This is a genomic window from Lysobacter sp. OAE881 (assembly GCF_040546665.1).
GTDB classification, from domain to species: domain Bacteria; phylum Pseudomonadota; class Gammaproteobacteria; order Xanthomonadales; family Xanthomonadaceae; genus Lysobacter_J; species Lysobacter_J soli.
On record NZ_JBEPOG010000001.1, the window covers coordinates 2,613,630 to 2,638,288 of the forward strand.

General features: G+C 69.1%; 24 protein-coding genes. 13 read left to right on the plus strand and 11 right to left on the minus strand.

The window, feature by feature from the left end:
- Positions 1–92: 92 nt before the first annotated feature.
- Complete coding sequence (locus ABIE51_RS12115) at positions 93–674, plus strand: FMN-dependent NADH-azoreductase (RefSeq protein WP_192630918.1); 582 nt, start codon at positions 93–95, stop codon at positions 672–674.
- Between the two features lie 255 nt (positions 675–929).
- Here the strand turns inward: ABIE51_RS12115 and serS are convergent, their stop codons facing one another.
- Positions 930–2,222, minus strand: coding sequence for a serine--tRNA ligase (serS, locus tag ABIE51_RS12120; RefSeq protein ID WP_192630919.1), 1,293 nt, complete (start codon positions 2,220–2,222; stop codon positions 930–932).
- Between the two features lie 138 nt (positions 2,223–2,360).
- On the opposite strand from serS, the gene ABIE51_RS12125 reads away from it, so the two are divergent.
- Positions 2,361–3,014: an energy transducer TonB gene (locus ABIE51_RS12125; RefSeq protein WP_192630920.1), complete on the plus strand. Its 654-nt coding sequence runs from the start codon at positions 2,361–2,363 to the stop codon at positions 3,012–3,014.
- A 30-nt stretch (positions 3,015–3,044) separates the two neighbouring features.
- Here the strand turns inward: ABIE51_RS12125 and ABIE51_RS12130 are convergent, their stop codons facing one another.
- The 5 genes from ABIE51_RS12130 to serC all read right to left on the minus strand — a co-directional run bounded on the left by ABIE51_RS12130 (position 3,045) and on the right by serC (position 9,519).
- Positions 3,045–4,583: an O-antigen ligase family protein gene (locus ABIE51_RS12130; protein ID WP_192630921.1), complete on the minus strand. Its 1,539-nt coding sequence runs from the start codon at positions 4,581–4,583 to the stop codon at positions 3,045–3,047.
- Positions 4,584–4,630: 47 nt separating this feature from the next.
- Complete coding sequence (gene aroA / locus ABIE51_RS12135) at positions 4,631–5,947, minus strand: 3-phosphoshikimate 1-carboxyvinyltransferase (protein WP_192630922.1); 1,317 nt, start codon at positions 5,945–5,947, stop codon at positions 4,631–4,633.
- Positions 5,944–7,128, minus strand: a complete 1,185-nt coding sequence (gene hisC / locus ABIE51_RS12140) for a histidinol-phosphate transaminase (RefSeq protein ID WP_192630923.1) — start codon at positions 7,126–7,128, stop codon at positions 5,944–5,946. The genes aroA and hisC overlap by 4 nt, the downstream gene beginning before the upstream one ends.
- Positions 7,125–8,330, minus strand: coding sequence for a prephenate dehydratase (pheA, locus tag ABIE51_RS12145; RefSeq protein WP_115841617.1), 1,206 nt, complete (start codon positions 8,328–8,330; stop codon positions 7,125–7,127). The genes hisC and pheA overlap by 4 nt, the downstream gene beginning before the upstream one ends.
- 103 nt (positions 8,331–8,433) lie before the next feature.
- A complete protein-coding gene (gene serC, locus ABIE51_RS12150; RefSeq protein WP_192630924.1) occupies positions 8,434–9,519 on the minus strand; it encodes a 3-phosphoserine/phosphohydroxythreonine transaminase in 1,086 nt (361 codons plus the stop codon).
- Between the two features lie 190 nt (positions 9,520–9,709).
- On the opposite strand from serC, the gene msrP reads away from it, so the two are divergent.
- On the plus strand, positions 9,710–10,678 hold the full coding sequence (msrP, locus tag ABIE51_RS12155) for a protein-methionine-sulfoxide reductase catalytic subunit MsrP (RefSeq protein WP_192630925.1): 969 nt from the start codon (positions 9,710–9,712) through the stop codon (positions 10,676–10,678).
- Positions 10,679–10,868: 190 nt separating this feature from the next.
- Positions 10,869–11,513, plus strand: a complete 645-nt coding sequence (gene msrQ, locus ABIE51_RS12160) for a protein-methionine-sulfoxide reductase heme-binding subunit MsrQ (RefSeq protein WP_192630926.1) — start codon at positions 10,869–10,871, stop codon at positions 11,511–11,513.
- On the opposite strand, the gene ABIE51_RS12165 is transcribed toward msrQ, so the two are convergent.
- Positions 11,482–12,276, minus strand: a complete 795-nt coding sequence (locus tag ABIE51_RS12165) for an FHA domain-containing protein (protein ID WP_157030448.1) — start codon at positions 12,274–12,276, stop codon at positions 11,482–11,484. The two genes, msrQ and ABIE51_RS12165, sit on opposite strands and share 32 nt — an antisense overlap.
- Positions 12,277–12,360: 84 nt before the next feature.
- Here ABIE51_RS12165 and ABIE51_RS12170 point away from each other — a divergent pair, with 84 nt between their 5' ends.
- A complete protein-coding gene (locus ABIE51_RS12170) occupies positions 12,361–12,636 on the plus strand; it encodes a polyhydroxyalkanoic acid system family protein (protein ID WP_115841622.1) in 276 nt (91 codons plus the stop codon).
- A gap of 12 nt (positions 12,637–12,648) precedes the next feature.
- On the opposite strand, the gene ABIE51_RS12175 is transcribed toward ABIE51_RS12170, so the two are convergent.
- Entirely contained in the window at positions 12,649–13,419 is a 771-nt protein-coding gene (locus ABIE51_RS12175; protein ID WP_157030449.1) for a DUF8198 family protein, read from the minus strand.
- Between the two features lie 101 nt (positions 13,420–13,520).
- Here ABIE51_RS12175 and ABIE51_RS12180 point away from each other — a divergent pair, with 101 nt between their 5' ends.
- From ABIE51_RS12180 to ABIE51_RS12205, 6 genes are all read left to right on the plus strand, one after another.
- Positions 13,521–14,783, plus strand: coding sequence for a patatin-like phospholipase family protein (locus ABIE51_RS12180; RefSeq protein ID WP_192630927.1), 1,263 nt, complete (start codon positions 13,521–13,523; stop codon positions 14,781–14,783).
- A 57-nt stretch (positions 14,784–14,840) separates the two neighbouring features.
- Positions 14,841–15,620: a DUF72 domain-containing protein gene (locus tag ABIE51_RS12185; RefSeq protein WP_354504166.1), complete on the plus strand. Its 780-nt coding sequence runs from the start codon at positions 14,841–14,843 to the stop codon at positions 15,618–15,620.
- Positions 15,617–16,507 (plus strand): NAD(P)/FAD-dependent oxidoreductase, encoded by an 891-nt coding sequence (locus ABIE51_RS12190; protein ID WP_192630929.1) that lies wholly within the window; start codon positions 15,617–15,619, stop codon positions 16,505–16,507. The genes ABIE51_RS12185 and ABIE51_RS12190 overlap by 4 nt, the downstream gene beginning before the upstream one ends.
- Before the next feature lie 124 nt (positions 16,508–16,631).
- Positions 16,632–18,398 carry a M14 family metallopeptidase gene (locus tag ABIE51_RS12195; protein WP_192630930.1) on the plus strand — a complete coding sequence of 589 codons (1,767 nt, stop codon included), beginning with the start codon at positions 16,632–16,634 and terminating at the stop codon, positions 18,396–18,398.
- Positions 18,399–18,560: 162 nt separating this feature from the next.
- Positions 18,561–19,493 carry a YbaY family lipoprotein gene (locus ABIE51_RS12200; protein WP_192630931.1) on the plus strand — a complete coding sequence of 311 codons (933 nt, stop codon included), beginning with the start codon at positions 18,561–18,563 and terminating at the stop codon, positions 19,491–19,493.
- Between the two features lie 78 nt (positions 19,494–19,571).
- Positions 19,572–19,952, plus strand: coding sequence for a SpoIIAA family protein (locus ABIE51_RS12205; RefSeq protein WP_115841629.1), 381 nt, complete (start codon positions 19,572–19,574; stop codon positions 19,950–19,952).
- Between the two features lie 424 nt (positions 19,953–20,376).
- On the opposite strand, the gene ABIE51_RS12210 is transcribed toward ABIE51_RS12205, so the two are convergent.
- Positions 20,377–20,976 carry a YdeI/OmpD-associated family protein gene (locus tag ABIE51_RS12210; RefSeq protein ID WP_192630932.1) on the minus strand — a complete coding sequence of 200 codons (600 nt, stop codon included), beginning with the start codon at positions 20,974–20,976 and terminating at the stop codon, positions 20,377–20,379.
- Between the two features lie 92 nt (positions 20,977–21,068).
- Here ABIE51_RS12210 and ABIE51_RS12215 point away from each other — a divergent pair, with 92 nt between their 5' ends.
- Complete coding sequence (locus ABIE51_RS12215; protein ID WP_115841630.1) at positions 21,069–21,308, plus strand: hypothetical protein; 240 nt, start codon at positions 21,069–21,071, stop codon at positions 21,306–21,308.
- A gap of 5 nt (positions 21,309–21,313) precedes the next feature.
- Here the strand turns inward: ABIE51_RS12215 and thpR are convergent, their stop codons facing one another.
- Both thpR and ABIE51_RS12225 read right to left on the minus strand, forming a co-directional pair.
- On the minus strand, positions 21,314–21,889 hold the full coding sequence (gene thpR / locus ABIE51_RS12220) for an RNA 2',3'-cyclic phosphodiesterase (RefSeq protein ID WP_192630933.1): 576 nt from the start codon (positions 21,887–21,889) through the stop codon (positions 21,314–21,316).
- Between the two features lie 3 nt (positions 21,890–21,892).
- Complete coding sequence (locus ABIE51_RS12225) at positions 21,893–22,435, minus strand: SRPBCC family protein (RefSeq protein ID WP_192630934.1); 543 nt, start codon at positions 22,433–22,435, stop codon at positions 21,893–21,895.
- 118 nt (positions 22,436–22,553) lie between these two features.
- Between ABIE51_RS12225 and ABIE51_RS12230 the strand changes: the two genes are divergently transcribed.
- The gene (locus tag ABIE51_RS12230) at positions 22,554–24,656 is read left to right on the plus strand and encodes a virginiamycin B lyase family protein (protein ID WP_192630935.1); all 2,103 of its coding nucleotides are present in this window, start codon (positions 22,554–22,556) and stop codon (positions 24,654–24,656) included.
- Positions 24,657–24,659: the final 3 nt, after the last annotated feature.

Here is a 24,659-nt window from a genome sequence, read left to right on the forward strand (position 1 = left end):
GTGATAGTTGACCAGATTTATACCATCCCTGCAACGACCTAGATTGGTCCCCGAGCCGGCAACCCCGCCGATCGTTCCATTCGAGGCCCATCATGAAGCTCCTGCATCTGGATACCAGTGCCCTTGGCACCAATTCGGTTACCCGCGAACTGACCGCCGCCGTCGTGGCCCGCTGGCAGGACGCCCATGCCGACATGACCGTCGAGTACCGCGATCTTGACTCCGACCCCCTGCCGCACCTCACCGGGCGCTCGCTGGCCAAGGCCGATCCGGCCCAGGCCGAAGCGGACGAAGCGACGCTCCAGCAGTTCCTGTCTGCCGATGTAGTGGTGATTGGCGCGCCGTTTTACAACTTCAGCATTCCGTCGACGCTGAAGGCGTGGATCGACCGCGTCGCCGTCGCCGGGCGCACCTTCCGCTACACCGAGGCCGGTCCGGAAGGCCTGGCGGGCGGCAAGCAGGTGATCATCGTCAGCGGTCGCGGCGGCCAGTACGGCGACGCGAGCCCGGCGGATTTCCAGGAAGCCTACCTCCGTCAGGTGTTCGGCTTCATCGGCATCAAGGACGTGGAGATCATCCGCGCCGAGGGCGTGGCGTACTCGCCGCAGCACCGCGCCGATGCGCTGGCCGCTGCGCATGCGTCCATCCGTTCGCCTCTGGCAGAGGCTGCCTGAGCTTCAGGCATCCAGGAGACGCGCGCCGGCCCACCCCTCCCCGCTTGAGCCGGCAAACGCGAACGGGCCCGCTTGCGGGCCCGTTTTTTTTAACCCCTCTCCCCTCGGGAGAGGGGTTGGGGTGAGGGGTAACGAAGCGGTGCTTCAAAAACCAGTAGCGCGGTGATGCACTGCTGGTTTGCCGCTGTGGCTTCGTTGCCCCTCATCCGCCCTGCGGGCACCATCTCCCGAGGGGAGAAGGAAACAGCGTGCGGCTCAGGCGATGCGTTCCTGCCCGCCCATATACGGCCGCAGCACCTCCGGCACGGTGATCGAGCCGTCCGCGTTCTGGTAGTTCTCCATCACGGCGATCAGTGCGCGGCCCACGGCCGTGCCCGAACCGTTGAGCGTGTGCACCAGCTCCGGCTTGCCGGTGGCCGGGTTGCGCCAGCGGGCCTGCATGCGGCGGGCCTGGAAGCTTTCGCAGTTCGAGCAGGACGAGATCTCGCGGTACGTGTCCTGCGACGGCAGCCAGACTTCCAGGTCGAAGGTCTTGGTCGCCGCGAAGCCCATGTCGCCCGTGCACAGCAGCACGCGGCGGTACGGCAGGCCGAGCTTTTCCAGCACCACTTCGGCGCAGCGCGTCATGCGCTCGTGCTCGACGTAGCTTTCCTCCGGGCGCGCGATCGTCACCAGCTCGACCTTCTCGAACTGATGCTGGCGGATCATGCCGCGCGTGTCGCGGCCGTGGCTGCCGGCTTCGGCGCGGAAACACATCGAATGCGCGGTCATGCGGATCGGCATCGCGTCGGCTTCGACGATCTCGTCGCGCACGATGTTGGTCAGCGGCACTTCCGAGGTCGGAATCAGGTAACGCTTGTGCGCGTTTTCGCCGTCGCCGATGGTCGTGGCGAAGAGGTCGTCCTCGAACTTCGGCAGCTGGCCGGTGCCGCGCATGCTGTCGGCGTTCACCAGCAGCGGGACGCTGGTTTCCTGGTAGCCGTGCTCGTTGGTGTGCAGGTCGAGCATGAACTGCGCGAGCGCACGGTGCAGGCGCGCGAGCGAGCCGCGCAGCACGGTGAAGCGCGCGCCGCTGAGCTTGGCGGCGGTGTCGCCGTCGAGCCAGCCGTTGCGCGCGCCGAGCTCGACGTGGTCCTTCACCGGGAATTCGAACGTTCGCGGTGTGCCCCAGCGGTGCTGCTCGACGTTGTCGTTTTCATCCTCGCCCAGCGGCACGGACTCGTGCGGTAGGTTCGGGATGGTCAACGCGATCGCTTCGATCTCGCCGCGGATGACTTCAAGGCGCGCTTCGCTGGCCTTGAGTTCGTCGCCGAAACCGGCGACTTCGGCCATCAGCGCGCTGACGTCCTCGCCCTTCGCCTTGGCCTGGCCGATGGCCTTGGAACGCGTGTTGCGCAGGTTCTGCAGCTCCTGTGTGCGCACCTGGATCTGCTTGCGCTCGGACTCCAGCGCTTCCAGCACGCCGGCGTCGAGTTCGTAGCCCCGGGTCTCGCGCAGGCGCGCGGCAAGTTCGGCGGGGTTGTGGCGCAGCAGGTTGGGATCGAGCATGGGAGCGTGGGGCCGAACGAGTGATCGAGGTCGCGATTATCGCGTGGAACCACCGTCCGGGGCGACGGATTGCCGAAACGTTCACGTCCTGAAGGGCCGCGATGGGCAGAATCGGGGCAGTTTCCCACCGGTTCACGCATGTCCACACCTGCTCCCACGCCGCATCGTCCCGCCTTCGATCTCGGCCGCTGGTTGCCGGCGGGGCGCTCCTTCCTGTGGGTTCTGCTGGCATTCGTCGTCGGGCTGGTGCTGTTCGCGCTGGTGCTGTCGGCGGGACGCAAGGACGACGACGCGCTGTTCCGCGTGGGCACGCCGCCGACGGCGGATGCGCCGCGCTATTCGCCACTCCCCGCCCCGCTGCCAGCCGGCCGCGACAACGCGAGCGGCATGGGCGCACCGCCCGCGCAGGCGCCGGGCGAAGAGGAAGAACGGCCGCGGCTGCTCGAAACGCGGCCGGCTGCACCACCGGCATCGCTGCCGCAGCCCACCGCGCCGGCAGTGCCGAGCGGGCCGGTGTCGCGGCCGGAGCCTATCGCCGGGCAGACGCCTGCGCCGCGTTATCCGACGCAGTCGCTGCGTCGTGGCGAAAGCGGCACGGTGACGGTGCGGGCGCAGATCGGCCCGGATGGCGTGCCGAGCGAGGTCGCGGTCGCGACAGGTAGCGGCTCGCGCTACCTGGATCGCGCTGCCGTGGACGCGGTCAAGCGCTGGCGTTTCCGTCCCGCGATGCAGGGCGGCCAGCCGATCACGGGAACGGTGATGGTGCCGATCGAGTTCCAGGCGCAGCGCTGAGGCACGCTCCAGAACCGACGCGAGCCGCGATCAGCCCTCGCGGGCGCGGCGTTCGCGGATCAGGCCGTACGCCATGCAGCAGCCGAACAGCAGGCCGAGCGGCGCACGCACGTATTCGAAGCGCCACAGCAGCGAGTCGAAGTTGTTGGCGATCAGCACGATGCCGACGCAACCCGCGAGCCCCCAGAAGCTGGCGGTCGAGACGATGCCGGTACGCCACGCCAGCCAGAGTTCGCGCATGAGCATCGCGAACACTGCGAACAGCAGCGCCGCGCCGATCACGCCCAGGCCGACCAGCGCATCCAGGTAGGCGTTGTGCAGGTGGACGAACTGCTCGCCGCCGGTGGGCAGTTGCGCGCGCTGGATCAGCAGCGGAATCGTGTCCAGGCCCCAGCCGAAAAGCGGGCGTTCGAGGAAACGCTCGACGCCTTCCCGATACAGCAGCATGCGGATGCCCACGGCCTTGTTGCCGGGGATCGCGGTGTCCAGGCCGTCGATGTCGCGCGGCAGGGCGCGCGGATCGGCCGGCGTCTGCGCGATGGCATCGGAAGCGGGCGCGTCGATGGTCGAACCCGGTGCCGGCGTGGGCGCCGGCCCTGAGGGTACGGCGCTTGCATCGCTCGCCGGCTTGTGTTCCAGCAGCGATTGCACCCACGCCGGCACGAGTTGATTCGCCCCGTCGAACCGCAGCGCGAAGATGCGATGGGCGGCGGTGAGCAGGCTCAGGCACACCAGCAGCGCGAGTACGATCGGCTGCCACGGGAGTGGCCGTCGGCGCGGGCCGCGCGTGAACGCGTAGCCGATGATCGCCAGCGGGACGGCCACGATGAAAGACAGCCACGCGCCCCGCGACTGCGAGAACAGCAGCACGCAGAAGCAGCCGGCGAACGCCAGCAACGCGAGCACGAGCAGCCAGATGCGACGCGACCCGCGCGGGTAATCGCGCCAGATGCCGATGAGCAGGCACAACGTGAGCCAGCCGCCGACGGCGGCGATCATGCCGCTGAGGTTCTGCGAAATGCCGAACCACGGACGCATCTCGCCGGACCAGATCGCCGGCATCGCGCTCCATGGCATGTGGTAGAGCACCGCAGCGAGCAGGCCGAGGATCAGCACGCCGAGCAGTTTCGGAATCGCGCGCGGGTTCACCGACATCCACCAGCCGATGACGCACGTCTGGAACCCCAGTCGAAGCAGCTTGGCGACGACGGTCAGCTGGTTCGACCAGCGCACCTCCGGCAGCAACCACGCGATGTACGCCGCATGCACGATCAGGACGACGGCCAGCACGCCGAGCAGCCGGACCGCGGGGTGCGCCGCCAGTTCGCGCCAGGGGCGGGAACCGGCGAACGCCATGGCGAGCAGCGCCACGAACGTGCCGTACTCCGGGTGCATGTTCGGGACATGCCGGCCCAGGTCGTTGATCGCGAAGAACGCCTGGAATGCCACGCCCGCGAGCGCGATCCATGCCAGCGTCCGCGAGACGCCCAAGGCCTCGGGACCCGCGAGGCTCGGACCTCGACCGCCGAAGGAGTCGCGTGCGTCGGGGTCGGTGGCGGAGCGCTGCACTTGGGTCGGGAATTTCGCTGGGGGAAACGGCAGGCGGTGAGTCTAAGTCACGCGCCTGCGGCCAGCCAGATACCGCTATCACGGGCCAGGGAATCGAAGCCGGGGAAAGAGGTCGCTACGTTGGCGACATCGTCGATCCGCACGTCGCCCGACGCCCGCTGCGCAGCGACCGCGAAGCTCATCGCGATGCGATGGTCGCCATGGCTGTCCACCCTGCCCGCCTGCAGCGCGCCGGGCACGATGGTCGCGCCGTCGGGATGCTCGTCCACCTCGATGCCCAGCGCCCGCAGGCCCTGCGCCATGGTGGCGATGCGGTCGGATTCCTTCACCCGCAGTTCCGCCGCGTCGCGGATGGTCGTGACGCCTTCCGCGCATGCGGCGGCGACGAACAGCGCGGGGAACTCGTCGATCATGTCCGGCGCGAGTTCGCCGTCCACTTCGATACCGTGCAGCGGCGCGTGTCGCACGACCAGATCCGCCACGGGCTCGCCGCCCTGCTCGGTCGCGTTCTCCTCGCGTATGTCGGCCCCCATGCGGCGCAGCGCGGTCAGCAGGCCGGTGCGGCGCGGGTTCATGCCCACCGCCTCCAGCCGCAATTCCGAGCCCGGCACGATGCTCGCCGCGACCAGGAAGAACGCGGCGGACGAGAAGTCGGCGGGCACGTTGACGTCGGTCGCGCGCAGGCGCCCGCCGCCGGCCAGCTTCGCGTAACCGGGCGAAAACTCGATCGGCCAGCCGAACGCCGCGAGCATGCGCTCGGTGTAGTCGCGCGTGGGATGCGGCTCGTGCACGACGGTGTCGCCGCTCGCGTACAACCCCGCGAGCAGCAGCGCGGATTTCACCTGCGCGCTCGCAACCGGCAAGGTGTAGTCGATGCCGGTGAGCGACTGCGCGCCGCGGATGCGCAGCGGCGGCAACCCGCCCTCTTCTGAATCCATGCGCGCGCCCATGAGCGACAACGGCTCGATCACGCGGCGCATGGGGCGCTTGGAGAGCGAGGCGTCGCCGATCAGCGTGCTGTCGAACGCCTGCCCAGCCAGCACGCCGGCAAGCAGCCGCATGCCGGTGCCGGCATTTCCGCAGTCCAGCGGCGTACTGCTCGCGCGCAGGCCGTGCAGGCCCACGCCGTGGACGATGCGCTCGCTTGCGCTTGGGGTTTCGATGCGAACACCGAGTTGCTCGAACACGCGGGCCGTCGCGCGCGTGTCTTCGCCTTCGAGGAAACCACGCACGTGCGTGGTCCCTTCGGCGAGCGCGCCGAGCATCACCGCGCGATGCGAGACCGACTTGTCGCCCGGCACGCGGATGCTTCCGCGCAACGGCTGGCCGGCGCGTGCGATCCAGTGCTGCGAACCGCCGCTCATGCGCCCACCTCGCCGAGCACCGCGTCGATCGCCGCGAGCAGGCGTCGGTTTTCGTCGACGGTGCCGACGGTGACGCGCAGATACTCCGGCAATCCGTAACCGCCCATGGGACGCAGCACGACGCCGCGTTTCGTCAGTTCGGCTTCGATGCGCGCCGTCTGCGGTCCAAAGCGTACCAGCACGAAATTCGTCTGCGACGGCATGACCCGCAGGCCGCGGCGCTCGAAGGCCTCGGCGAGCGCCATGCGCTGTTCGGCATTGCGATCGCGCGCCCATTCCAGATGCGCGACGTCGCCCAGCGCCGCTTCGCACGCCGCGAGCGCAGGCCCGTTTACGTTGAAGCTTTCGCGCAGGCGCTCCATCACCGCGACCAGTCCCGGCGCGGCGATGAGGTAACCCACGCGCAATCCGGCCAGGCCGTACGCCTTGCTGAAAGTGCGGGTGAGCGCCAGGTTGGAATGCGACGCGAGCAGCGGGAGCGCGGTCGTGGCATCGGCCTCGGCATCGGCCAGTTCGGCGTACGCCTCGTCCATCACGACGATGACGTCCGCCGGCACCTTCGCCAGGAATGCCTCGAACGCCGCACGGCCGAACCACGTGCCGGTCGGATTGTTGGGATTGGCGAGGTAAACGAGCTTCGTGCAGTCGGTGATCGCCGCGGCGATCGCGTCCAGGTCGTGGCCCAGCGGCATCGTCGGATGATCGTCCGGCAATGCGGGCACGATGCGCATCGTCGCGCCCGCCGCCTGCGTGGCCAAGGCGAAGACGGCGAAGCCGTAGCGCGAGAACACCACGTCGTCGCCTGCGCCGGCGAACACCTGCGCCAGCTGCATCAGCAGTTCATGCGAACCGTTGCCGAGCAGGATCTGTTTCGTATCGACGCCATGCTTTGCCGCGAGTGCGCGCTTGAGATCGGCTCCGAGCGGATCGGGATAGCGATGCAGCGAATGCAGCTGGTCGAGGATCGCCGCGCGTGCATCGGGCGAAGGGCCGTATGGGTTCTCGTTCGAACCGAGTTCGACCAGGTTGGCCTCACCAAACTGGCGACGGAAAGCCACCAGGTCGTGCCCCGGATCGTAGGCCTTCAACCCCTGCACGCCACGCGAGGCGCGCGCGGCGAACCAGGCTTCGTCGCGCGTGGGCTGCGTTGCGTCGGTATCCGTCTCGCGCACGGCGCTCATGCGATGGCGACCGGGTAAGAACCCAGCACCTTCACTTCCTGCGCGTAATCGGCGAGTTCGTCGAGCGCCCGACGCATCGCCTCTTCCTGCACGTGGCCGCCGATGTCGATGAAGAACGCGTACTGCCACAGTCCCGTGTGACCCGGACGCGACTCGATGCGGTTCATGCTCAGGCCGTGCTTCGCGAACGGCGCCAGCACGTGGTACAGCGCGCCGGGCTGGTCCTTGATGAAGATCATCAGCGAGGTGCGGTCGTTGCCCGACGGCGGGAACAGCTCGCGGCCGATCACCAGGAAGCGCGTGGTGTTGTCGGGGCGATCCTCGATCGGGCCCGCGACGGATTTCAGGCCGTACACGTTCGCCGCGCTGATGCCGGCGATGGCGGCGGCATCGTCGGAGGCGCGAGCGCGGCGCGCGGCCTCGGCGTTGCTCGACACCGGGATCTTCTCGGCCTTGGGCAGGTACTGGCGCAGCCACGCCTTGCACTGTGCGAACGACTGCGGATGCGAGTACACGCGCTCGATGCCTTCGAGCTGGTCGTTGCGCGACAGCAGGTGCTGGTGCACGCGAAGCTCGACTTCGCCGCAGATCTTCAGCTTCGAGGTGAGGAACATGTCGAGCGTCGACTGGATCGTGCCCTGCGTGGAGTTCTCCACCGGCACCACGCCGAAGTCGGCATGGCCGGCTTCCACTTCCTGGAACACTTCCTCGATGCTCGCCAGCGGCAGGCCGTGGATCGAATGGCCGAAATGCTTGTAGACGGCCTGCTGCGAATGCGTGCCTTCCGGGCCGAGGTAGCCGATCTTCAGCGGCTCCTGCTGCGCCAGGCACGCGGACATGATTTCGCGGAACAGCCGCACCAGCACTTCGTCGTTGAGCGGACCGTCATTGCGGTCGACCACGCGGCGCAGCACCTGCGCTTCGCGTTCGGGGCGGTAGTAATCCACCGCCGCGGCGAGCTTGCCCTTCGCCTTGCCGACCTGGTTGGCGAACTGCGCGCGCTCGCCGATCAGTTCCTGGATGTGGCGGTCGATGCCGTCGATGCGCTCGCGCAACGTGGCGAGATCGAGCGGCGCGGCGTCGGTCTTCGAAGGCACGGCGTCGGCCACGTCCTTCGCGGGAGCGCGCTTGGAGGGAGCGCGCTTGGTGGCCGCCTTCGTCGTGGTCTGCTTCTTCGGTGCGGCCTTGCCGGTCTTCTTCATTGGGGGAGTTGTCCGTGTTCTGTCTTGCGTTGCCCGGGCGAAGGACCTGCCGGGTACTCGTGCCGCGACCCGGGGTGCTTCGCTGGCCCGGGCTACACGACACTCATCCGTATCGCTTCTGGAAATCGCGCATGAAGTCGACCAGCGCCTGCACGCCGGCTTCCGGCATCGCGTTGTAGATCGACGCGCGCATGCCGCCGAGCACGCGGTGGCCCTTCAGCGCGAGCAGCCCTGCAGCCTTGGATTCCTTCAGGAACGCGGCATCCAGCGCCGGATCGTGCAGGAAGAACGGCACGTTCATGCGAGAGCGCGCGGCAGGCACGACGTCGTTGCGATAGAAGCCGCCGGAGCCGTCGATCGCGCCATACAGCAGCGCCGACTTGCGCGCGTTTCGACGCGCGAATTCCTCGACGCCGCCTTCGGCCAGCATCCACTTGAACACCAGTCCGGCCAGGTACCAGTTCCACGTCGGCGGCGTGTTGAGCATCGATTCGCCCGCGACGTGCGAGCTGTAATTCATGATGTCCGCGCGCGGCTGGCCGGCGCGTTCGAGCAGGTCGCGGCGCACGATCACCACCGTCACGCCGACGGGGCCGAGGTTCTTCTGCGCGCCGCCGTAGATCACGCCGAAGCGCGACACGTCCAGCGGTTCGGCGGCAATGGACGAACTGAAGTCGGCGATCAGCGGCGCATCGCCGACGTCCGGGATATCGCGGAATTCCACGCCGTGGATGGTTTCGTTCGCGGTGTAGTGCACGTACGCCGCGCCGGGCGTGAGGCGCCACTCGCTGCGCGGCGGGATGTCGTGGAAGCCGGTCGATTCGCCGTCGGCCGCGATGCGCGCATCGACGTACGTGCGCGCCTGCTTGATCGCCGTCTTGCCCCAGTGGCCAGTCACGACGTAGTCGGCGGCCTGCCCCGGCGCGGCGAAGTTCAGCGGGATCAGCGCCTGCTGCAGCGTCGCGCCGCCGGCGAGGAAGAGCACGGCGTAGTCGTCGGGAATCGACATCAGCGCGCGCAGGTCGGCTTCGGCCTGTCGCGCGACTTCCATGAACTCGGCGCCGCGGTGGCTGATTTCCACGATCGAGGCGCCGACGCCGTTCCACTCCAGCATTTCCTCCTGCGCCTGGCGCAGCACCGCCTCGGGAAGGGTGGCGGGGCCAGCGGCGAAGTTGAAGGCGCGGGACATGAAATCTCCGGTCGGACAGGCGAAGGACGGGCGGGAACGCGCGAGCGGCCAAGTATGCCGCACCGCAACAGCGTGCGGATTCATGGTTTCCACCGCAACTTTTTGCTCATGTTGCCCCTCTATAGTGGAACCGGGCGCACGTGTGCGTCCGCCCTCCCCGCGATACTCCAACGCGAAAACCGGAACCGACATGTCACTGCGCGACGCCTTGAGGATTCCCGCCGCCGAAATCACGGACGAATCGGTCTATCGCGAACGCCGCCGCCTGCTGGCCGCGCTCTCCGTCGCGCCCGCGATGGCGCTGTCCGGCTGCGGCCAGGCCGAGCCGCCGCCGCCGCCGAAGGTGTCGCTCACGCCGGCGCAGGCGCGTTCGGGCTTCCGCACCGACGAGACGCTGACGCGCTTCGAGGACGTCACCACCTACAACAACTTCTACGAGTTCGGCACCGGCAAGGCCGATCCGTCGAAAGCCAAGCGCACGCTTCGCACGAGTCCGTGGACGGTCGCCGTCGGCGGGCATTGCGCCAAACCCGGCAAGGTCTCGATGGAGGACCTGCTGAAGGGCTTCAAGCCGGAGGAGCGCGTGTACCGCCTGCGCTGCGTGGAAGGCTGGTCGATGGTGATCCCGTGGCTGGGCGTGCCGCTCGCCGACGTGCTCAAGCGCTTCGAGCCGACCTCGCAGGCGAAGTACGTCGCCTTCACCACCATCGCCGATCCGAAACAGACGCCGGGCGTGGTCTGGCCCTCGCTCGACTGGCCATATCGCGAAGGCCTGCGCATCGACGAGGCCATGCATCCGCTGACGCTGCTGGCCACCGGCCTGTACGGCAAGCCGCTGCTGCAGCAGAACGGCGCGCCGCTGCGGCTTGTGGTTCCGTGGAAATACGGTTTCAAGAGCATCAAGTCGATCGTCGCCATCGACTTCGTCGAAACGATGCCCGAGACCGCCTGGCACCAGGCGCAACCGAGCGAATATGGCTTCTTTTCCAACGTCAATCCGACGGTGGACCACCCGCGCTGGAGCCAGAAGACCGAGCGCCGCATCTCTGGCACCGCGAGCAAGCTGTTCGCCGAACGGATTCCGACGCGGATGTTCAACGGATATGCGGACCAGGTGGCCGGGCTGTACAAGGGGCTGGATCTGAAGAAGTGGTTCTGAAGCTCTGAACGCTGGTCCCCGCTCCACTGCTGCTTCCTCTTTCCGCGCGTTCGCATTTGCTGTCATCCCCGCGAAGGCGGGGATTCAACCATCAGGCCTGGCACGCTCTCCGGCGGGCGTGATTCGCTGGACACTTGGATTCCCGCCTTCGCGGGAATGACGGTTCACATGGCCGACGGTTCATCAAAGAATGCCCCCCTCCACCCGCACCCTCATCGCAACCAAGACCCTCGTCCACGCGCTGGCGCTGACGCCGGCGGCGATCCTCGCCTGGCAGATCCGCGCGGAATTCCTGACCGGCAGCGGCGGGCTGGGCGCCGATCCGGTGGCGGAGATCGAACACCGCCTCGGCCTGTGGGCCCTGCGCTTCCTGATGCTGACCCTCGCGATCACGCCGCTGCGGCAGCTCACCGGCCAGCCGGTGCTGATGCGCTTCCGGCGCATGCTCGGGCTGTACGCGTTCGCCTACGCGACGCTGCACTTCACCGCGTACCTGGTGCTCGACCTGCGCGGTTACTGGACGCAGATCTTCGAGGAGATCGCCAAGCGGCCATACATCACCGTCGGATTCGCCGCCTGGCTGCTGCTGGTACCGCTGGCGCTGACCTCGACGCAGGCGGCGATCCGCTGGCTCGGCCGCAACTGGGCGCGGCTGCACAAGCTGGTCTATGTCATCGCCGTGCTGGCGGTGCTGCACTTCTGGTGGCTGGTGAAATCCGACGTCCGCGAGCCGGCGCTGTACGCCGGGATCCTTGCGGTGCTGCTCGGCTGGCGCGCGTGGAACGCGCTGAAGAAGCGAAAGCTCAGCGCGCGCCGTAAAGCAGCAGCAGGCTGAGCGCCGCCGAAAGCAGGATCGCCGCCAGCAGCAGCCACGGGATGCGTCGCGCTGAACGCTTGATCGGCGCGACGGCGCGCGTGTCCTCGATGACCGGCACGCGCGCCTTCGGTGCGGGCACGTCGGGCGCGACGGTGCGCTGCATCGGCGCTTCGACCACGAAACGATGCTGGCTTCCGAACACGACCTGGTCGCCCGCCTGCAGCAGCGCGTGACGCACCGGACGGCCGTTGACCAGGCTGCCTTCGACCGAGCCGAGGTCGCGCAGGATCACGCCGTCGGCATGGCCCTCCAGCCGCGCGTGACGCTCGGCGAAATTCGGATCGTTGACGCGGATGTCGCTCTCGCCGGCGCGGCCGACCAGTCGCGGCGCGTCCAGCGTGAAGCTGCGGCCGTGGTGCGGGCCGCCGATGCCACGCAGCAGCATGCGCGTGTCGGTGCCGCCGTTGAATCCGTAATCCGCCGGGGCCGGCAGCGGATCGCCGCCGAGCAGCATCAGCTCCACGCCGTCGACGAAGATCGCATCGCCCACGCGCAGCATCGCCATGCGACGCACCGGACGACCGTTGACGTGCAGGCCGGGCGCGCCTTCGCGGACCTGCAGCCACACGCCACGCCTGTCGACGCAGAACTGCGCGACGGCGCCGTCGGGCGCGACCTGCGCCAATGCGCCGGACGGATCGTAGCCAATGGCATGCACGCCCGGCCCCAGGGCCAGGTCGGCATGTTCGCGGTTCTGGAAGCGCAGGCGGAGGGCAGTCACGTCCGCGCAATCTAGCAGAAGGCCCGCGCACTTGGATGCATCGTGCGCGGCGCGCACAATACCGGCCACTTCGGGAGAGCCCACATGTCGAACATCGATATCCGCCACGCGCATTCGCTGCCGCCGGAACAGGCACGCCAGGCCGTGCAGGACGTGGCCGACAAACTCGCCGATCGCTTCGGCATGGTCACCGGGTGGAGCGGCAATACGCTCAATTTCAGCCGCAGCGGCGTGGACGGCCACATCAACGTGGCGCCGAGCGAACTGCACGTGACGGCCAAGCTCGGCTTCCTGCTGAGCACGATGAAGGGGCCGATCGAGGCGGAGATCCGCCGCGTGCTCGACGAACGCTTCACCTGACGCTCACCCGACCTACTCCATCGCGCCGTCGAACGGATCCGCATCGCCCGCGAACAGGCGGCGTGAGATGTCGCGTTCGTCCTGTTCGATCTCGCCGATGAAGCCTCGCGCATCGCCGAGGCGGCCGAACGCCTCGAAGCCGCGTTCGAGGAACCCCTGCAACTGCGACAGGCCGGCCGCCCGCGCCGGCGCACGCGACAGCCGCAGCAGCATCGACACACCCGGCAACCGCAGCGCATGGCCCAGGCCTAGGCCGACCCGCGCGATCAGGTCGATCTGGTAGCCGCGCAGCCGCGGCAGCCCCGCCATCCGATAGGCGCGCGCGTAAAGCGCCGCGTCCAGGCGGCGGCGAGGTCCACCGATGGCCTGCAGCACCTGCGCCATCCGCAGATCCAGCGCCTGCGTGAGCAGGCCCAGTTCGATGGCATCGGCCACCGTCGCCAGCAGATGCTCCGGCAGCAAGCGCTGCATCATCGGCAGCACGCGCGCGATGTCGGCGTCGCGCTGGGCGAAGTCGTGCTCGTTGTAGACGTCGGTCAGGAAGAACTGCGCCGCCGGGCGGCGCTGGGGATCGCGCAGGAAGCGGTCGAAGCTCGCCTCGAGCCGGCGCGTCTGCCAGCGGCGCAGTTCCGGCAGCCACGGCAGCTCGTTGCGGGGTTCGATCGCAGGGTCGTGCAGCGCCTGGTGTTCGCGCAGCAGCCAGTCCAGGCGGTCCCGGAGCGGCCCGTCGCGCAGCGGGCGATGACGCGGAGGGCGGCGGTCGGGGCTCGGGCGCGGCGGCATCCCGGTCGATGATCGGCGGCCCGGGCACACGTCGCAACCCGTCACGACGCCGCCCGCCGCGGGGCGGCTACACTCGGGCCACCTTCGCCGCCCGTGCCCGCATGCTGTCACTCCACTCCGCCAGGCAACGCGCGCGCGCCCCCGGGCAACCGCCCCGCATCGGCCTGGCGGTCGCCGGCGGCGGGCCCATCGGCGGGATGTACGAACTCGGCGCCCTGCGCGCGCTCGACGAGGCGATCGAAGGCCTGGACCTCACGCGGCTGGACGGCTACGTCGGCGTCAGCAGCGGCGCGTTCCTCGCCGCCGGCCTCGCCAACCGCATCGACACGGCGGAGATGTGCCGCATCTTCATCACCGGCGACAGTGCGGACGTGCAGTTCCGCCCGGAAACCTTCCTGCGCCCGGCGATCTTCGAATACGCACGCCGCGCCGCGCGGCTGCCACGGCTGGCGGCGACGTGGTGGCAGGAGCTGCTGTTCTCGCGCAACGAGTCGCGCTGGTCGGACCTGCTGATGCACTTCGGCGCACTGGTCCCCACCGGCCTGTTCGACAACGCGCAGGTCGAACGCTTCCTGCAGGACGTCTTTACCCGCCGCGGCCGCAGCAACGATTTCCGCGATCTGGACACCCAGCTGTGCGTGGTCGCGGTCGACCTGGACAGTGGCGAGGCGGTGAAATTCGGCACCGAAGGCTGGGATGGCGTGCCGATCTCCGTCGCCGTGCAGGCCAGCGCCGCCCTGCCCGGCCTGTATCCGCCGGTCGAGATCGGCGGCCGGCACTTCGTCGACGGTGCGCTGCGCCGGACGATGCACGCCTCCGTCCTGCTCGATCGCGACGTGGACCTGATGATCGGCCTCAACCCGCTGGTGCCGTTCACCCAGGACGACAGCGGGCGGCCGGTGAGCCACGAGCGCAGCCTCGCCGCGGGCGGGCTGCCGGCCGTGCTGTCGCAGACGTTCCGCACGCTGCTGCAATCGCGCATGCAGGTCGGGCTGGCCCGCTACGCGCAGCAGTATCCCAATATCGACCAGCTGATCTTCGAGCCCAACGCCGGGGACGCCGAGCTGTTCTTCACCAACGCCTTCAGCTTCTCGGCGCGCCGCAGGATCTGCGAGATCGCCTGGCGCAACACGATGGCCGACCTTCGCCGGCGCGCGGAGGAGCTCGCGCCCGTGCTCGACGCCCATGGCCTCTCGCTGCGCATGGCCGTGGTGGGCGATGAAAACCGATCGCTGCTCGACGGCCTCGCGCCGCCTCCGCGCGACAACGACGCCACCGCACGCCTGCGCCGCGCGCTCGACGACATCGAGCATCGCCCCCCGCCGGCACGCCGCGCCCCGCGCGCACGCCGAAGCGCGCCGTAACACCCTCTCGACGGCCGCGATGGTGCGATGCCGGCATGTGCATCGCGATGGATCTCCATGCCTCCGGCTTCCCGAAGCAACCTCTACATCGGCTGCGCCGGATGGTCGCTGCCGTCGGCCACCCGATCGCTGTTCGGCGAGGGTGAATCGATGCTGGCGCGCTACGCCACGCGCTTCAACGCGACGGAGATCAACTCCTCCTTCCACCGTCCGCACCGGCGCGACACGTACGTGCGCTGGGCCGCGAGCGTGCCGGCGCGTTTCCGCTTCAGCGTGAAGCTGCCGCGCACGATCACCCACGACGCGCGGCTGCGCGGCATCGCGCGCGAACTCGACCGTTTCGCCGGCGAGGTCGACGGGCTCGGTCGCAAGTTCGCCGTGCTGCTCGTGCAGCTCCCGCCCAGCCTGCCGTTCGAAGCGCGGACGGCAACGACGTTCTTCGCGATGCTGCGCCGCCGCTTCGACGTCGGCATCGCGTGCGAGGCGCGGCACGCATCGTGGTTCACACCGCGCGCGGAGGAACTCTGGCAGCGGCACGGCATCGCGCGCGTCGCGGCCGATCCGCCGGTGCCCAATGGCGCCTCGCGCGATCCAGGCGGCGACGCACGCATGCGCTACTGGCGCTGGCATGGCAGTCCGCGTGTGTATTACAGCGCGTACGACGATGCGGCCCTGCGCACGCTGGCCGATGGAGTGAACGGCCATCGCGGCACGCGCTGGGTGATCTTCGACAACACGGCACACGGGCATGCCGCGACCGATGCGCTACGGCTGCAGTCGATGCTCGACGAGGCGCCGGCGGCGAACTCCTCGTCGAAAAAACGGAGAACCACATGAGCGAGGTCCTGGACTGCATCGTCGTCGGCGGCGGCCCCGGCGGGCTGACGGCGGCGACGTACCTGGCGCGTTACCGCCGCAGCGTCCGGATCTTCGATACCGGCTGCACCCGCGCCGGCTGGATCCCGAAGAGCCGCAACTGCCCGGGCTTCCCGCACGGCGTCGGCGGCGAGGAACTGCTGCAGCGCATGCGCGAGCAGGCCAGCAAGTTCGGCGTGGAGACCATTCCCGACGAAGTGACGGCGCTGCACGTGGACGGCGACGGCTTCCGCATCCGCCACGGCGACAAAGAACTGCGTGCGCGCCACGTCATCCTCGCCACCGGCTGCGAGGACGTGACGCCGGCGCTCGACGGCATCGAGAAGGCCGTCGAATGCGGCGCGGTGCGCATGTGCCCGATCTGCGACGCGTTCGAGGCCATCGACACGACCATCGCCGTGCACGGGCCCGCCGACAAGGCCGCGTCGCATGCGCGCTTCCTGCGCACGTATTCGGCGAACGTGACGCTCGTGCCGTCGACCGCGGAAATCGAAGAGGCAACGCGCGCGCAACTCGCGAAGGACGGCATCGAACTGACGTCCGTCCCGGCATCGCTCGTCTTCGACGGGGAGCGTTGCGTGTTCGACCTGGACGGAGCGCCGCGCGCGTTCGACGTGATGTACCCGATGATGGGCCTGATCTCGCGATCGTCGCTGGCGGTCGGCGCGGGCGCGACCTGCGACGAGGACGGCGCATTGATCGTCAACGCCCGGCAGATGACGTCGGTGGACGGGCTCTACGCCATCGGCGACGTGGTGAGCGCGTTGAACCAGATCTCCGTGGCGACCGGGCACGCGGCGATCGCCGCAACCGACGTGCACAACCGGCTGGCGGCGAACTTCGCCTGAGGTCGCGCCGCCCGGCCCCGGCACCTCACTGCTGACAGGCGCTGGCAGCAACGTGACCGGCGACAGGGCGGCCCCGCGGGCGGCGTCCGCTACCATTCGGGACTTTCCGCCGGAACGCCGCACGATGACCCGCACGCTGCTGATCGCCGCCCTGCTCACCGCCCTGCCCGCCGTCGCCGCGCCGCCCGATGCCGCGCTGACGACCATTTCCGAGCGCAGCGGCTTCACGAAGACCGGCCGCTACGACGAGGTGATCGCGCTGTGCGACGCCTTCGCCGCGCGTTATCCCGAGGCGGTGCGTTGCCAGGACTTCGGCATCACACCGGAAGGCCGCCCGATGAAGGTGCTCGTCGTGTCGAAGGTCGGCGCCTTCACGCCCGAAGCGGCGAAGGCGCAAAACCTGCCGGTGACGCTGATCCAGGGCGGCATCCACGCCGGCGAGATCGACGGGAAGGACGCGGGCTTCCTCGCGCTGCGGCAGGCGCTCGATGGCGAAGTCGCGGTCGGCGCGCTGGAAAAGCAGGTGCTGCTGTTCGTGCCGGTGTTCAACGTGGACGGCCACGAGCGTTTCGCCGCGTGGAACCGCCCGAACCAGCGCGGTCCGGAGGAAATGGGCTGGCGCACCACCGCGCAGAACTACAACCTCAACCGCGACTACGTGAAGGCCGACACACCGGAAATGCAGGCGATGCTGGCCCTGGTCAACGCGTGGGACCCGCTGGCCTACGTCGACCTGCACGTCACGGACGGCGCGAAGTTCGAGCACGACGTCTCCATCCAGGTCGAGCCGGTGCATGGCGGCGACGAAACGCTGCGCAAGGCCGGCACCGCATTGCGCGATGGCGTGATCGCCTACCTCGCCGAGCAGGGTTCGCTGCCGCTGCCGTTCTATCCCTCGTTCGTGGTGAACGACGATCCGTCGTCCGGCTTCGAGGACGGCGTCGCCACGCCGCGCTTCTCGCACGGCTATTTCCAGCTGCGCAACCGGCTGGGCATGCTGGTGGAAACGCATTCCTGGCGCGACTACCCGCATCGGGTGAAGGTCACGCACGACACGATCGTCTCGCTGCTGGACCTCATCGCGCAAAACGGCGCGCAATGGCGCGTGCAGGCGCTGGCCGCCGACGTGCGCGCGCAGCTGCTGGGCGGCAAGCCGGTGGTGCTGGACTACAAGGCGACCGACACCGTCCGCACGATCGACTTCCGCGGCTACGAATACACGCGCACGCCGTCCGAGGTCTCCGGTGCGCTGATGACGCGTTACGACGAAAGCAAACCGCAGGTCTGGCAGGTGCCGATGCGCGACGAACTGGTGCCGGCGCATGTGGTCGATGCGCCGAAGGCAGGGTATGTCGTCCCGGCCGCGCACGCGGCGTGGGTCGGCGCGAAGCTCGACCAGCACGGCGTGACGTATCGCCGCCTCGACGCGCCGTTGTCGAAATTCGCCGTGCAGGCGTTCCGTGCCGAGACGGCGACGTTCGCCGCGCAGTCGGTAGAAGGCCACCAGCGCACGACGCTGGAAGGCAAGTGGACGCCGGAGAAGCGCACCATCGGCGCCGGCGCGCTGTTCGTGCCGATCGCGCAGCCGAAGGCGCGCCTGGTGATGGCGCTGCTGGAACCGCAGGCGCCGGACGCGCTGGTCGCATGGGGCGAGTTCAACAACTACTTCGAGCGAAAGGAGTACATGGAGGACTACGTCGCCGAGGACGTGGCGCGCGAGATGCTGAAGGATCCGAAGGTGAAGGCCGCCTTCGAACAGCGCCTCGAAGAGGACAAGGCGTTTGCCGAGAGTCCGCAGCAGCGGCTGGAGTTCTTCGCGCGCCGGCATTCGTCGTGGGACGACCAGTATCGCCGCTACCCGGTGGTCCGCATCGACCGGGCGCCGCGCTGACGCGGTTCCAACAAACGCCCCGCTACGCTCGCGCCACCTGACGGAGGACGTGCCATGACCGTGTCGAGGACTTCCCTTCGCGCCGCGCCGCTCCTCCTGACGGTCGCGGCGCTCGTCGCCGGGTGCCAGCCCCAGGGCAACACCACAGCGCCGGCGCCCTCCATGACGCAGGGGGCCCACGCCGTCACCGGCACGGCAACCTACCGCGAGCGCATCCTGCCGCCGCCGGGTTCGACGCTGCGCGTGCAGCTGCTCGACAACCTGCTGGCCGACACGCCCAACGCCGTCATCGCCGACGCCATGGTGAAGGACGTCGGCAGCCCGCCCATCGCCTTCACCCTGCCCTTCGATCCGGCGAAGCTGCGCGCCAATGGCCAGTACGGCCTGCACGCCACGCTCGCCGGGCCCGACGGCGCCCCGCTGTTCGCGAGCGTCACGCGCGTGCCGGTGGATCCGGCGGCGAACAAACCGGTGGAGATCGGGATGGTGCATGTCGCCGCGCCCGTCGCAGAAGCGACATCGACCGTCACATCGCCGCCGCCGACGAACTGGCAGTGCGGCGATCTGCGCGTGGGCGCGGTCTTTGACAACGTCGCCAACACCGTGACGCTGTCGTACAGCGGCCGCAGCCGTTCGCTGCCGCTGGCGGTATCGGGATCCGGTGCACGCTATGCCGACGACGCCGGCAACGAGTTCTGGACGAAGGGCGACAGCGGCACGCTGACGCTCGATGGCGAGAAGCACGAATGCACGCGCACGAACGTCGCCTCGCCGTGGGACGACGCACGCTCGCGCGGCGTCGCCTTCCGCGCGGTGGGCAACGAGCCGGGATGGCTGGTCGAGATCGGCCAGGGCGACGCGCCTTCGCTGCACGCGCAGCTGGATTTCGGCTCGCGCAAGCTCGATATCGCCAGCGTGCAGCCGCGCGCGAAGGGCGACGGCTGGATCGGCAAGAGCGCCAACGGCACGCAGGTCGAACTCATCACCGAGCGCAAACCCTGCCAGGACGACGCCGGTGCGACGTTCGACGTCACCGCGCAGCTGCACGCCGGCGGCAAGACCTACACCGGTTGTGGCGCGTTGCTTTCGAAGTAACGCCACTGCGCGCATGCGTTGACGCGTCCTGAACCCCGCGCCGCGCACGCTGGCTCGAGGTTTCCGTCGGACGATGCCATGATCGACCTGCTGCCTTCGCCATCGCATGTCGGGGCGTATCGCCTGAGCGGCACGCTCGACGGCGCCGACTACGACCGCTGCATCGCCGACATCGAGGGCCGCCTGCGCCTGCACGAACGCATCGGCATCTACTGCGACATGACCGGCTTCACCGGGCTGACGCCCGAGGCACTGGCGAAGGACCTGCGCTATTTCTTCGCGAAGTTCGGCGAGTACGACCGCTTCGCGCGCGGCGCGATCGTGACCGACAAGCGCTGGCTGGGCGAGATTTCCGAGTTCGCCGGGCGCTTCTTCCCGAACACGGAGATCCGCGCGTTCGAACCGGACGAGCACGATGCGGCGCTGGCATGGGCGGCGGTGGTGGAGCCGTTGCGGTAATTCACGCGTCGCCTGGTCGAGACGGCACGTGGTTTGGCTTTTGCCGTCATTCCCGTGAGGGCGGGCTAGCGCTTCACTTCGGCGGAGCCGAACCTCCATCGTTCGGACATATCACGCCTTTCGAAGGCCGTGACGACGCGGAGACATGGATCCCCGCCTTCGCGGGGATGACAGCTTTAAGAGCTCTGCAGCGGGTAAGCGAAGCCCACGGAGGGGGCTCGACCATCGCACGGGCGAGCGTTTTTTCTTGCCGTCATTCCCGCGAAGGCGGGAATCCATCTCACACATATGTCACGCCTTTCGAAAGCCGTGACGACGCGGAGACATGGATCCCCGCCTTCGCGGGGATGACAGCTTTAAGAGCTCTGCAGCGAGTAAGCGAAGCCCACGACGGGGCTCGACCGAAAGGCCACCCATCGCCCGCCTACTTGATGTACTTCCAGTTCCGCGTCTTCCCCTCCGCGAGCCACTCCACCGCCTGCGCAATACGGCGCTGTCGCGTGTCTTCGCGCTTTGCCTCGACGATCCATTCGATGTAGTCGCGCCGATAGCCCGGCGCGAAGCCCTCGAACGTCGCGCGCGCCTTCGCGTTACCGCGCAGCGCGGCGGTGAGGTCCTCGGGAACGGGTAGCGCCGCCTTCGGCGCCGGCTTCTCCTTCGCGGGCGCCGTCGCACCGTTTTCGATCCGCGCCATCGCCTGCTTCACGTAGCCGGCGAGTTCGCGCTTTCCGGGCAGTTCGGACTTCTTCGTGATGCGACCGAACTGGCCCATCGCCTCGCGGTTGGCGTCGTCGCCCACGATCGAGCGGCCTTCCCAGAACCACAGCGTCACGTGCTGCTTGAACGCCGCCATCCCGCACACGATCTTCCCGCGCCAGGTGAAGCTGGGCATGTCCCACTTCAACGTTTCCTCCGCTTGCGGGCATGCGGCATGCACGCCCTCGCGGATGTGCGCGAGCAGCGGCCGGGCGAAGTCGGCGGACTTCTCGATGTAGGCATCGACGCGCGGATCGACGGTCGGCATGCGGGGCTCCTGAAGGGCGTTGCGGGCGTCCGGCCCGCCGTGCGCCATGCGTTGGAATCAATGAGGGCGGCGATACATAGGGGGGACACGTCATGGCCACTGTCGAACGGCGGACACCCAGCGGCGGCATCCGCGTCCAGCGCCGCATCGGGCTGACCATCCCGCAACGCACGATGCTGCAGGCCTGCGAACGCTGCGGCTGGCGGCTGGCCTTCGTGCGCACGCCGCTGGATCACCCGACGCCGGTGCTGTTCGCCACCGCGCGCGACTTCGTGGTCGTGCGCGAGGACGGCAGCATCGATCGCTGGCCGGAGATCGCGCTGCGTCACTGAAGCGCTCAACCCAGCGGCCATCGCCCGATCACCTCGTACGGCGTGCCGCGTCCGGGCTGGCTGTCGATCAGCACGAACTCGCGCACGGGCCAGGGCAGCGGCGGCACCGGAGTGGGCGCGATGAAGCGGCGCACGTCGCGTTGCACGGTGAGGTGCGGCACGAAGCTCGCGGACGATTTCACCGGAACGCGGTGCTGCGCCAGCGACCGGCCGAGCGCGTCGAACAGCGCGCGCAGCCCATCGGGCGCATGTTGCGAACCGATCCACCAGACGTTCGCGCCGCGGAAGCTGCCGACTTCATCGAGCGACAGCTCGAACGCCGGCGAACGCACGGCGGCGGCCGCCGCCTTAGCGTCTTCGACCAGCGACGACGGCAGCGGACGGAAATCGCCAAGGAACTGCAGCGTCACGTGGTAGCGGTCGGGTTTCAGCGGACGCCCGCCCGGCGCATGTTCCGACACGACGGACACCGCCGTGGCGGCGATGCGCGGACGCAGCGCCTCGTCGGGCCATAGCGCGAAGAACAGGCGGTGAAGCTCGCCCGTCGGTGCATCGTCAAATCCCAGTCCCAGCTGTGCCATTCGCTAGCCGCCCTGCTTCGCCGACTTGCGGAGGAAGTCCGCCAGTCCGCGCAGCTGCTGCGCCTGCACCTTGTCGACGACCGGCGCGAACTTCGACAGGTCATCGGGCGTGTAGCCGCCGGCGCGATAGAACATCGTGATGCGCGTGCCACCGCCGTCGGCGGGCGCGAGGCGGAATTCCAGCGCGCCACCGAGGCCCATGCCCTGCAGCGGACCGAGGCCGCCGGTCATGCGCAACGTCCTGCCCGGATCGACGAACACCACCGCCATGTGCTGCGCCTGCCGTGCGCCCGCGAGTTCGCAGAAACAGCCGCCGGCGCGCGCGTCGATCGACAGCTTCGATTCGTTGCCCCACCAGCTGTGGTCCTTCGGCCACCAGCGGTCGACGTCCTGCACCAGCGCCTTCCACGCCGCGTCGGCATCGACCGGCACGGTTTCGCTGTTCTCGATGGTGAAGCCGCCGGCTGTGGCGTCCTTCACCGCGGCCGCGGCCGTGTTGCACGTCAACGCAAGCGCCAGCGCGCCTGCTCCGAGGATCCAACGCATCGCACCCTCCCGTCATCGAAAACCAGCGCGATTAGGCGCGCGCCGACCGCCGCGTGCAAGGGTGCGCCGGGCGCGCGGCGCGGGCAATAATCGAAGGTCACGCACGACGAGGAAACGCATGTCACGCAACGGATGGCTGTTGGTGGTGCTGGTCGCGACCGCGGCGGCGCTCGCCGCAACCTGGATATTCGAACGCCGCCCACCCATCGCTCAGGCCGTGCTCGGTCCGGCGCCGACAACCATCGGCTGGGCCGGCCACATCGACCTGATCGCAGGCGACGGCATCCCCGGCCGGCGCGACGGCGCGGCCATACAGGCGCGGTTCGCCGATCCGTACGGCGTTGCGGTCGCGAAGGACGGCGCGGTGTTCGTCAGCGACGCGGGCGACAACAACCGCATCCGCCGCATCGCGCCGGACGGCACCGTCACGACGGTCACCGGCTCGGTGGAAGGCTTCGCCGACGGCGTCGGTGCCGCTGCGGCGTTCGACACCCCGTCAGGCCTCGCCTTCGATCGGGACGGCAATCTCTATGTCGCCGATACCGGGAATCACGCAATCCGCAAAATCACGCCTCAAGGCGCGGTGAGCACGGTCGCCGGCAACGGCACGCCGGGCTTCGCGGATGGCCCCGGCGCGCAGGCGCGTTTCGACGGGCCGACCGGCGTCGCCGTCGGCGCGGACGGTCGCGTGTACGTCGCCGACACCTACAACGACCGCATCCGCGTGATCGCGCCCAATGGCAGCGTCTCGACGCTGGCCGGCGGCGAGCGGCCGGGCGACGCGGACGGCGTCGGTGCGCTGGCGCGGTTCGACACGCCCACCGCGGTCGCCGTCGATGCGATGAACCGCGTCTACGTCGCCGACCTGCGCAACAACGCGATCCGCCGCATCACGCCGACCGGTGAGGTCACCACCCTCGCCCGCGCGATGCCCGGCGACGGACATCCGCCGGTGCATCGCCCGCTCAGCCTCGCGATCGCGCACGACGGCGTGCTCTACGTCGGCGAGATGTACCGCGGGCTGGTGCAGTTCGCGCGTGACGGCAGCGCCCACCAGGTCACCGGGCAGACGCAGGCGCAGCGCTTGTCGCGCGCGTCGGGGCTGGTGGTCGCCGAAGACGGCACGTTGCTGGTCGCGGACGCTGGGGCCTATCGCGTGCATCGCGTCCGTCCCGTGGAGGCATCGCGCGATGCGGGCACGCCGCAGGTCGTGGGTCCTTCGCCCGATGCGCCGCTGCCCGCCACCGGCGGTCGCTGGCCGCTGGCGCCGCAGGACGGCTGGCACGAAGTCGTCGGCACGCTTGGCGAAGTGCGCGGCAACTACCAGCGCGAGAACCGCGACCACCTGCATGGCGGCCTCGACATCCGCGGCGACGTCGGACAGCAGGTGCTCGCCATCGCCGACGGAAAGGTCAGCAGCCCGTACGCCGCGTGGGGCTTCGGCGAACTCGGAGAAGGGCTGGGGATCGACACGCTCGGCTACATCCACATGCGCGTGGGCCGCACGCCGCGTGGCGAGCCACTGGATGCCTCGCGCTTCCTCATCGTCCCCGGCGACGATGGCAAGCCGGAACGCGTCCGCGTGCGTCGCGGCACGCGCTTTGCCGCGGGCGACGCGCTCGGCACGATCAACGGCATGGCGCACGTGCACCTGAGCGTCGGCGCCAGTGGCTACGAACGCAACGCGGTGGCGCTGGGCTTCGTGAACTACGCCGACCATTACGCGCCGCGCATCGACCGGATCGAACTGCTCGACGCGCAGGACCAGCCGCTGACGGTCCGTCGCGATGGACGCCTGGTGCTCTCGCGCGCGACGCCCGGCGTGCAGATCGCAGTGGATGCGTGGGACCAGGTGGACCGCAACCTGCCGCGTCGCCGGCTCGGGCTGCACGCGCTGGGCTATCAGTGGCTGGACACGACCGGCGCGCCGCTGCCGGGTTACGAGCAGCCGCGCATGACGATCGAATTCAACCGCATGCCGGCCGATCCGGACGCGGTGAAGATCGCCTACGGGCCGTCGAGCGGCATCACCGTGCACGGCAGCGCGATCACGCGATTCCAGTATCTGGTGACCAACACGGTGCGCGACGGCGTGCTCGCGACCGGCCAGTGGCAGCCCGGCGAACTGCCCGCCGGCGACTATGTGCTGCGCATCACCGCGCAGGATTACAGCGGCAACTTCGCCACGGCCGGGCGCGACCTGAAGGTGCGGCTGGAGTGAACT